The organism is Burkholderia sp. BCC1996 (genome assembly GCF_905339955.1).
Lineage (GTDB): Bacteria > Pseudomonadota > Gammaproteobacteria > Burkholderiales > Burkholderiaceae > Burkholderia.
The window spans coordinates 394,253-401,866 of record NZ_CAJPHM010000006.1 but is presented as its reverse complement, the minus strand read 5'-3'; the positions used below and the strand labels follow the sequence as shown (position 1 = coordinate 401,866).

6 protein-coding genes are annotated in these 7,614 nt (G+C 66.6%); 5 read left to right on the top strand and 1 reads right to left on the bottom strand.

Translation table 11 applies throughout. The annotated features are described in order from the left end of the window. Positions 1–219: 219 nt before the first annotated feature. Genes U4Z64_RS11800 through U4Z64_RS11780 form a run of 5 tightly spaced genes read left to right on the top strand, consistent with a single transcriptional unit; the run spans position 220 to position 5,648 of the window. Positions 220–1,476, top strand: coding sequence for an oligosaccharide flippase family protein (locus U4Z64_RS11800; RefSeq protein WP_321820043.1), 1,257 nt, complete (start codon positions 220–222; stop codon positions 1,474–1,476). Next, positions 1,473–2,297: a glycosyltransferase gene (locus U4Z64_RS11795; RefSeq protein WP_044846274.1), complete on the top strand. Its 825-nt coding sequence runs from the start codon at positions 1,473–1,475 to the stop codon at positions 2,295–2,297. Before U4Z64_RS11800 ends, U4Z64_RS11795 begins: the two co-directional genes overlap by 4 nt. 43 nt (positions 2,298–2,340) lie before the next feature. Then, complete coding sequence (locus U4Z64_RS11790; RefSeq protein WP_321820042.1) at positions 2,341–3,477, top strand: glycosyltransferase family 4 protein; 1,137 nt, start codon at positions 2,341–2,343, stop codon at positions 3,475–3,477. 14 nt (positions 3,478–3,491) lie between these two features. Further along, the gene (gene galE, locus U4Z64_RS11785) at positions 3,492–4,514 is read left to right on the top strand and encodes a UDP-glucose 4-epimerase GalE (protein ID WP_321820041.1); all 1,023 of its coding nucleotides are present in this window, start codon (positions 3,492–3,494) and stop codon (positions 4,512–4,514) included. Positions 4,515–4,541: 27 nt separating this feature from the next. Continuing rightward, positions 4,542–5,648, top strand: coding sequence for an MraY family glycosyltransferase (locus tag U4Z64_RS11780; protein WP_044846277.1), 1,107 nt, complete (start codon positions 4,542–4,544; stop codon positions 5,646–5,648). A gap of 82 nt (positions 5,649–5,730) precedes the next feature. Here the strand turns inward: U4Z64_RS11780 and U4Z64_RS11775 are convergent, their stop codons facing one another. Then, a complete protein-coding gene (locus tag U4Z64_RS11775; protein ID WP_321820040.1) occupies positions 5,731–7,614 on the bottom strand; it encodes a nucleoside-diphosphate sugar epimerase/dehydratase in 1,884 nt (627 codons plus the stop codon).

Below are 7,614 nucleotides of genomic sequence, written 5' to 3'. Positions count from 1 at the left end.
TGGAAAATAATCTGGCCGCCTTTCGCGCATGCCGGCCATCGTACATGCGGGCCTTGCGGAACAAGGAACGGGACGGCTGGAGCGGCCCCGATCCCACTTATAATCGCGGGTTTTGATGACGCGTATTTTGTCCATTTTAATGCCTAGCCGCTCCGCCGCCGCCAACCCGCCGCCTTCGGGCGCCCTGCCGGCCGCCTTCCGCTCGCGCGGCTGCCCCGCATGCTGAAGCGATTCGGCAACCCGGACGTCGCGAAGGCCGTCGCGAATCTCGTCTGGCTGGGGCTCGAACGGCTCACGCAGATCGGCGTCGCGATCGCGATCAGCGGTCTTCTGGCCCGTTATTTCGGGCCGGACGTGTTCGGCAAATGGCAGTATGCGAATACGCTTCTCCTCGTACTGGCGCCGCTCACCTGGGTGTGCGGCGCCGAAATCCTGGTTCCGACCATCGTCCAGCGCCCGCCCGCGCAACTCGGCGCGGTGCTCGGCAGCGCCTTCGTGCTGCGCATCGGCGTGTCCGCCGTCGCGCTCGTCGCGACCTGGATCGCGATCGGCGCCGGCGCGTTCGACCCGCTCGTCGGCGCGATGCTCGCGGGCCTCGCGGTCACGATGGTGTTCCGCGAGCCGTTCGTCGGCGTGATCAACGCGTGGCTGCAGAGCCTGACCTACAGCAAGCCGCAGCTCGTCACCAGCATGCTCACCGCGCTGGCGAAGGCGCTCTTCGTCTGGCTGCTGGTCCGCGCGGCCGCCGGCCCTGCCCGCTTCGCGTGGCTGTGGGCGCTCGAGGCCGCCGTGATCGGCTTCGCGCTGCTGCTCTACTTCCGCCATCGTAACGGCGGCGCGCTCGGCTGGACGTTCGACAAACCGCTGTTCAGGCACTTTGCCACCGCCGGCACCGTGTTCTGGCTCGGCCTGATCTGCATGTACCTGTTCCTGAAGCTCGATCGCCTGATGCTCGAGCGTCACGTGTCGTTCGCCGACCTCGGCCGCTACTCGGCGGCCCAGCAGCTCAACGAGAACTGGATCACGCTCGCGCTGATGCTCGCGCAGACCATCGCGCCCGCGTTCGTGTACCGCGTGCAGGACGTCGCGCGGCTGCGCCGCAACATCGTCCGGCTGATCGCGATGACCGCCGGCCTGATGACGGCCGGCGCGCTGGTGCTGGACGCGGCCGCGCCGCTCATCGTCGGCAAGGTGTTCGGCCGCGGTTACGAGGCGTCGGTCGACATCTTCCGCTGGGCCGTCTGGCTGTCCGTGCCGGCCGGCATCGAGGCGATAGGCAATCTTATCGTTCTCAAATATCAAGCAAAATTCGTGTTGCTGGCGAAATGGGTGCTCGCGCTCGCGATCGCCGCGCTCGTCAACGTGTTCGCCATCCCCCGGCTCGGCCTGTACGGCGCGCTCGTCGGGCTGGCGGCCGGCTATCTCGCCGCCGCCGCCGTTAATTTTTATTACATTCGTTTCAAGCTGCGCCCATGACGTCTCCCGATTGCCCGCCCCCGCTCGACGACGTGGCCGTGCTGATGCCGGCCTACAACGGCCACGACGACGTCGTGCGCACCCTCGCGTCGTTTCGCGAGGACGCGCCGGTGCACGTGCTGATCGTCGACGACGGCAGCACGCCGCCGATCGTGGCGCCCGACCTGCCCGGCCTTGCGGTCGAGGTGCTGCGCATGCCGCGCAACGGCGGCATCGAGCGCGCGCTCGAGGCCGGCATCGACGCGCTCGCGGCGCGCGGCTTCCGCTTCGCGGCCCGCATCGACGCCGGCGACCTCGCCGCGCCGCGGCGCCTCGCGAAACAGCGCGCGTATCTCGATGCGCACCCGCGCGTGGCCTGCGTCGGCATGTGGACCCAGGTCGTGTCGCGTGCCGGCGAGCCGCGCTTCATGCTGACCCCGCCCGCCGACCCGCGCACGCTGCGCCGCACGCGCTTCCTGCGCTCGCCGCTCGTGCATCCGTCGGTCATGCTGCGCATCGACGCCGTGCGCGAAGTCGGCAATTACCGCGCGAAGTATCGCGCGGCCGAGGATCTCGATCTTTTTTTACGGTTAATGCAACGCTACGATTGCGCGAACCTGCCCGAGCTCGGCCTCTACTACGAGCTCAACGAGGGCGGGATCAGCGCGACCAAGCGCCGCCGCCAGCTGATATCGACGCTATCGCTGCTGCTGCGGCACTTCAACGTGCTGAACCCGTACGACTGGGCCGGCCTCGCCAAGAACCTGCTGCATTTCGTGACGCCGTACCGTACGCTGCAGCGGATCAAGCAGACGCTGTTCGCCGCGCGGCCGTCCGCGTAGCCCGCCTCCGGCATTTTCGACGCTTTATTTTTTTCTTTTTTTCATGTCCGCTACCTCCTCGCTGCGCATCGCGCTCGTCTGCAACACGGCCTGGGCGATCTACACGTACCGCCACGGGCTGATCCGTGCGCTCGTCGCGCGCGGCGCCGAGGTCATCGTGATCGCGCCGCACGACCGCACGGTGCCGTTGCTCGAGCAGATGGGCTGCCGCTACGTCGCGCTCGCCGTCGCGTCGAAAGGCACGAGCCCGCGCGAGGATCTCGGCACGCTTGCCGCGCTGGTGCGCCATTACCGCGCGCTCGAGCCCGATCTCGTGTTCCATTACACGATCAAGCCGAACATCTACGGGTCGATCGCCGCGTGGCTCGCGCGCGTGCCGTCGATCGCGGTCACGACCGGCCTCGGCTACGTGTTCATCCAGAAAAGCCGTGCGGCGAGCGTCGCGAAGCGCCTGTACCGGTTCGCGTTCCGCTTTCCGCGTGAAGTCTGGTTCCTGAACCGCGACGATCTCGCGACCTTCACCGACGAGCAGCTGCTCGCGCACCCCGAGCGCGCGCGGCTGCTGCACGGCGAAGGCGTCGATCTCGACCAGTTCGCGCCGGTGCCGCTGCCCGCCGGCCGTGGCCCCGTGTTCATCCTGATCGGCCGGCTGCTGTGGGACAAGGGCGTGCGCGAATACGTCGAGGCCGCGCGCGTCGTGCGGGATCGCTACCCGGATGCGCGCTTCCAGCTGCTCGGGCCGCTCGGCGTCGACAATCCGAGCGCGATCGGCCGCGCGGACGTCGACGCGTGGGTCGGCGACGGTGTCGTCGAGTATCTCGGCGAGGCGCACGACGTGCGCCCGCACATCGCGGCGGCCGACTGCGTCGTGCTGCCGTCGTACCGCGAGGGCGTGCCGCGCACGCTGATGGAAGCGTCCGCGATGGGCCGCCCGATCGTCGCGACCGACGTGCCGGGTTGCCGCGACGTCGTCGCCGACGGCGAAACCGGCTTCCTGTGCCGCGTGCGCGACAGTGCGAGCCTCGCGGAGCAGCTGATCCGCATGATCGAACTCGGGACCGCCGGACGCGACGCGATGGGCGCGCGCGGCCGCCGCAAGGTGAGCGCGGAATTCGACGAGCAGCAAGTCGTCGAACGCTACCGGCAGACCATTCATACATTGACCGGCATCACACTCTGAAGGAGCGCATCAGCATGACCGCTAAAGGCACCATCCTCGTTACCGGCGGAGCGGGCTATATCGGCTCGCACACGGCCGTCGAGCTGCTCGACAACGGCTACGATGTCGTGATCGTCGACAACCTCGTCAACAGCAAGGCCGAGTCCGTCCGGCGCATCGAGCGGATTACCGGCAGGACGCCCGCGTTCCACCAGGTCGACGTGTGCGACGAAGCCGCGCTCGCGAAGGTGTTCGACGCGCATCCGATCACGGGCACGATCCATTTCGCGGCGCTCAAGGCGGTCGGCGAATCGGTCGCGAAGCCGCTCGAGTATTACCAGAACAACCTTGGCGGGCTGCTCTCGGTGCTCAAGATCATGCGCGAGCGCAACGTCCGGCAGTTCGTGTTCAGCTCGTCGGCGACCGTGTACGGCGTGCCGGAGCGCTCGCCGATCGACGAATCGTTCCCGTTGTCGGCCACCAACCCGTACGGCCAGTCGAAGCTGATCGCCGAGCAGGTCCTGCGCGATCTCGAGGTATCGGACCCGTCGTGGCGCATCGCGACGCTGCGCTACTTCAACCCGGTCGGCGCGCATGCGAGCGGGCTGATCGGCGAGGATCCGGCCGGCATCCCGAACAACCTGATGCCGTACGTCGCGCAGGTCGCGGTCGGCAAGCTCGAGAAGCTGCGCGTGTTCGGCTCCGACTACCCGACGCCGGACGGCACCGGCGTGCGCGACTACATCCACGTCGTCGATCTCGCGAAGGGGCACATCGCCGCGCTCGACGCGCTCGCGAAGCGCGATGCGAGCTTCGTCGTGAACCTCGGCACGGGCCAGGGCTACAGCGTGCTGCAAGTCGTGCGCGCGTTCGAGAAGGCGTCGGGCCGCCCGGTGCCGTACGAACTCGTCGCGCGCCGCCCGGGCGACATCGCCGAGTGCTATGCGAATCCGCAGGCCGCGGCCGACCTCATCGGCTGGCGCGCGACGCTCGGGATCGACGAGATGTGCGCCGACCACTGGAAATGGCAGGAGGGGAACCCCCGCGGTTTTGTATAATCCGCTGTCCATTTTTCGAGCGATCCCATGCTCAGCTTCGCGTCCGGCTTCATCGTCTCCCTGCTCGTCACGTTGTTCATCGTGCGCTATGCGCATCTGCACGAGAAATTCTCGGTCGACAGCGACCTGGCCGGCGTGCAGAAATTCCACGTACGGCCGGTGCCGCGTGTCGGGGGCATCGGGATCCTCGCCGGGGTCGTCATTGCCGCGCTGCTCGTGTCGCGGCGCTATCCGACGATCGCCGGCAGCATTCTCGGGATCGTCGCGTGCGGGATGCCGGCGTTCCTGTCGGGCCTCGTCGAGGACCTGACCAAGCGCGTGTCGCCGCGCGCGCGGCTGCTCTGCACGATGGGCGCGGCCGCGCTGGCGTTCTGGCTGCTGGGCATCGCGGTCAAGCGGATCAGCGTGCCGCCGCTCGACTTCCTGCTCGGCTACGTGGCCATTTCGGCGTTCATCACGGTGCTCGCGGTCGCGGCGCTGGCCAACGCGATCAACATCATCGACGGCTTCAACGGCCTCGCGTCGATGGTCAGCTTCATGATGTTCGCGTCGCTTGCGTATGTTGCGTTCCACGTCAACGACCCGGTCGTGATGTCGGCGTCGATCATCATGATGGGCGCCGTGCTCGGCTTCTTCCTGTGGAATTTCCCCGCGGGGCTGATCTTCCTCGGCGACGGCGGCGCGTATTTCATCGGCTTCATGCTCGCCGAACTCGCGATCATGCTCGTGATGCGCAATCGCGAAGTGTCGGCGTGGTATCCGGTGCTGCTGTTCATGTATCCGATCTTCGAGACGTGTTTCTCGATCTACCGGAAGAAGTTCATCCGCGGGATGTCGCCGGGGATTCCGGACGGCGTGCATCTTCATATGCTCGTGTACAAGCGGCTGATGCGCTGGGCCGTCGGGACGAAGCATGCGCACGACCTCACGCGGCGCAATTCGCTGACGTCGCCTTATCTTTGGCTGCTGTGCCTCGTTGCGGTGATTCCGGCGACGCTGTTCTGGCGGCACACGGTGCATCTGTTCGTTTTTGTCGTGCTGTTCGCGCTGACGTATGTGTGGCTTTATCTCAGCATCGTCAGGTTCAAGGTGCCGCGGTGGATGGTGGTGAGAAAGGAAAGACGCGGGCAGTGAGTCCAGCACCCAAAACGAAAAAAGCGCCTCGCGGGGCGCTTTTTTCATGCTCGGGGCCAACGTGGGCGGCGTCCGCGAGCGCTCATTCGTTCGATACGGCTCGCACCATCGGCACGCTCTGCAGCACCGGGGCGACGGTCGTCTGATATTCCGGCACCCAGCGCCGCAGATCCCGACGCACCTCGTCGTCGCTCAGCACGCGGTGCTGCATCAGCCACGGCAACAGCTCGTCGAGCAGATGGTCCGGCACTTCCCGCGCACGTGCGATCCGCAGCTTCGGATGCGGCGTGCGCGTGGTCGTCTCGTCGTCCGCGAGCAGTTCCTCGTAGAGTTTCTCGCCCGGACGCAGCCCCGTGAATTCGATCCGGATCTGCCCTTCCGAGAAGCCGTAGAGACGGATCAGATCGCGTGCGAGATCCACGATCTTGACCGGCTCGCCCATGTCGAGAATGAAAATCTCGCCGCCGTGCCCCATGCTCGACGCCTGCAGCACGAGTTGCGACGCTTCCGGAATCGTCATGAAGAACCGCGTGATCTCGGGATGCGTGACCGTCACCGGGCCGCCTTTCGCGATCTGCTGCTGGAACTTCGGGATCACGCTGCCGGCGCTGCCGAGCACGTTGCCGAAACGCACCGTCTCGAACTGCGTGCCTTCGCTCGTCTGCTGCAACGCCTGGCACGCCATCTCGGCGAGCCGCTTGCTCGCGCCCATCACATTGGTCGGATTGACGGCCTTGTCGGTCGAAATCAGCACGAAATGGCGCACGTTGTGGCGGATCGCCGAGCGGGCGACGCGATAGGTGCCCAGCACGTTGTTGCGCAGCGCCTGCCACGCGTTGTGCTCCTCCATCAGCGGCACGTGCTTGTACGCGGCCGCGTGGAAAACGATATGCGGCGCATAGCGCGACATCACCTGGTCGAGCAGCAGCGAATCCTTCGCGTCGCCGATGATCGGTACGACGGGCTGGTCGGGGAAGCGCTCGCGCAGTTCCTCGGTGAGCCGGTACATCGCATATTCGGAGAGATCGAACGCGACCAGTTGCGCCGGCTTGAAGCGTAGGATCTGCCGGCACAGCTCGGAACCGATCGAACCGCCCGCGCCGGTTACCATCACGACGCGGCCGCGCAGCAGCGCCTCGACGTGCGGCGTGTCGATCGTGACGGCATCGCGTCCGAGCAAGTCCTCGAGATCGATATTGCGCACCTGCGACAGGAACCCCTGCCCCGGCATCAGCGCGGTCAGCGACGGCAGCACCATCGCCTTCACGCCGGCGCGCACGCACAGCGTCGCGACGCGGCGCTGTGTTTCGACGGATGCCGACGGAATCGCGATGATCGCGTATTCGACCTTCATCGCATCGGTCCAGTGCTTCAGGTCGTTGAACGAGCCGAGCACCTTGTAGCCGTAGATCTCGCGCCCCTGCTTGGTCGGATCGTCGTCGAGGAGGCCCACCAGACGCCATTCCCCCGAACGCGACAGTTCGCGCGCGAGGCTCGCGCCGGCCGTGCCGGCGCCGAGCACGAGCACCGGCTTGCCCTGCCCGACCAGCCCGCCGTACAGGTAGAACTCCTTCGTTGCGCGGTACAGCGCACGAGCGCCGCCCATCGCGAGGAACAGCATCAGCGGCGACACGAGCAACACCGAGCGCGGGATGATCGGCGACGGCTGGAACATCACGGCGCCGATCATCACGATCACGCCGCCGCCAATCACCGCCTTCGAAATCCGAACCAGGTCCGGAAGGCTCGCGAACACCCACAGGCCGCGATACAGGCCGAACACGTGGAACATCAGCGCGTAGACCGGCAGCACCCAGACGAGCGCCGTCAGCGCGCCGCCCATGAAATCGGACGGAACGCTGCCGTTGAATCGGACAAGATAGGCGAACAACCACGCGGCGGTGACCGCCGTCAGGTCAAACAGGAAAGCGCTCAGCGAAAGCCATGATGCTTTGGATCGCAACAT

Excerpts from the sequence above, each read along its gene's own strand:
- U4Z64_RS11790 (WP_321820042.1), top strand. The coding sequence starts at position 2,341 with ATGTCCGCTACCTCCTCGCTGCGCATCGCGCTCGTCTGCAACACGGCC.
- U4Z64_RS11780 (WP_044846277.1), top strand. The coding sequence starts at position 4,542 with ATGCTCAGCTTCGCGTCCGGCTTCATCGTCTCCCTGCTCGTCACGTTG.
- U4Z64_RS11775 (WP_321820040.1), bottom strand. The coding sequence starts at position 7,614 with ATGTTGCGATCCAAAGCATCATGGCTTTCGCTGAGCGCTTTCCTGTTT.
- galE (WP_321820041.1), top strand. The coding sequence starts at position 3,492 with ATGACCGCTAAAGGCACCATCCTCGTTACCGGCGGAGCGGGCTATATC.
- U4Z64_RS11800 (WP_321820043.1), top strand. The coding sequence starts at position 220 with ATGCTGAAGCGATTCGGCAACCCGGACGTCGCGAAGGCCGTCGCGAAT.
- U4Z64_RS11795 (WP_044846274.1), top strand. The coding sequence starts at position 1,473 with ATGACGTCTCCCGATTGCCCGCCCCCGCTCGACGACGTGGCCGTGCTG.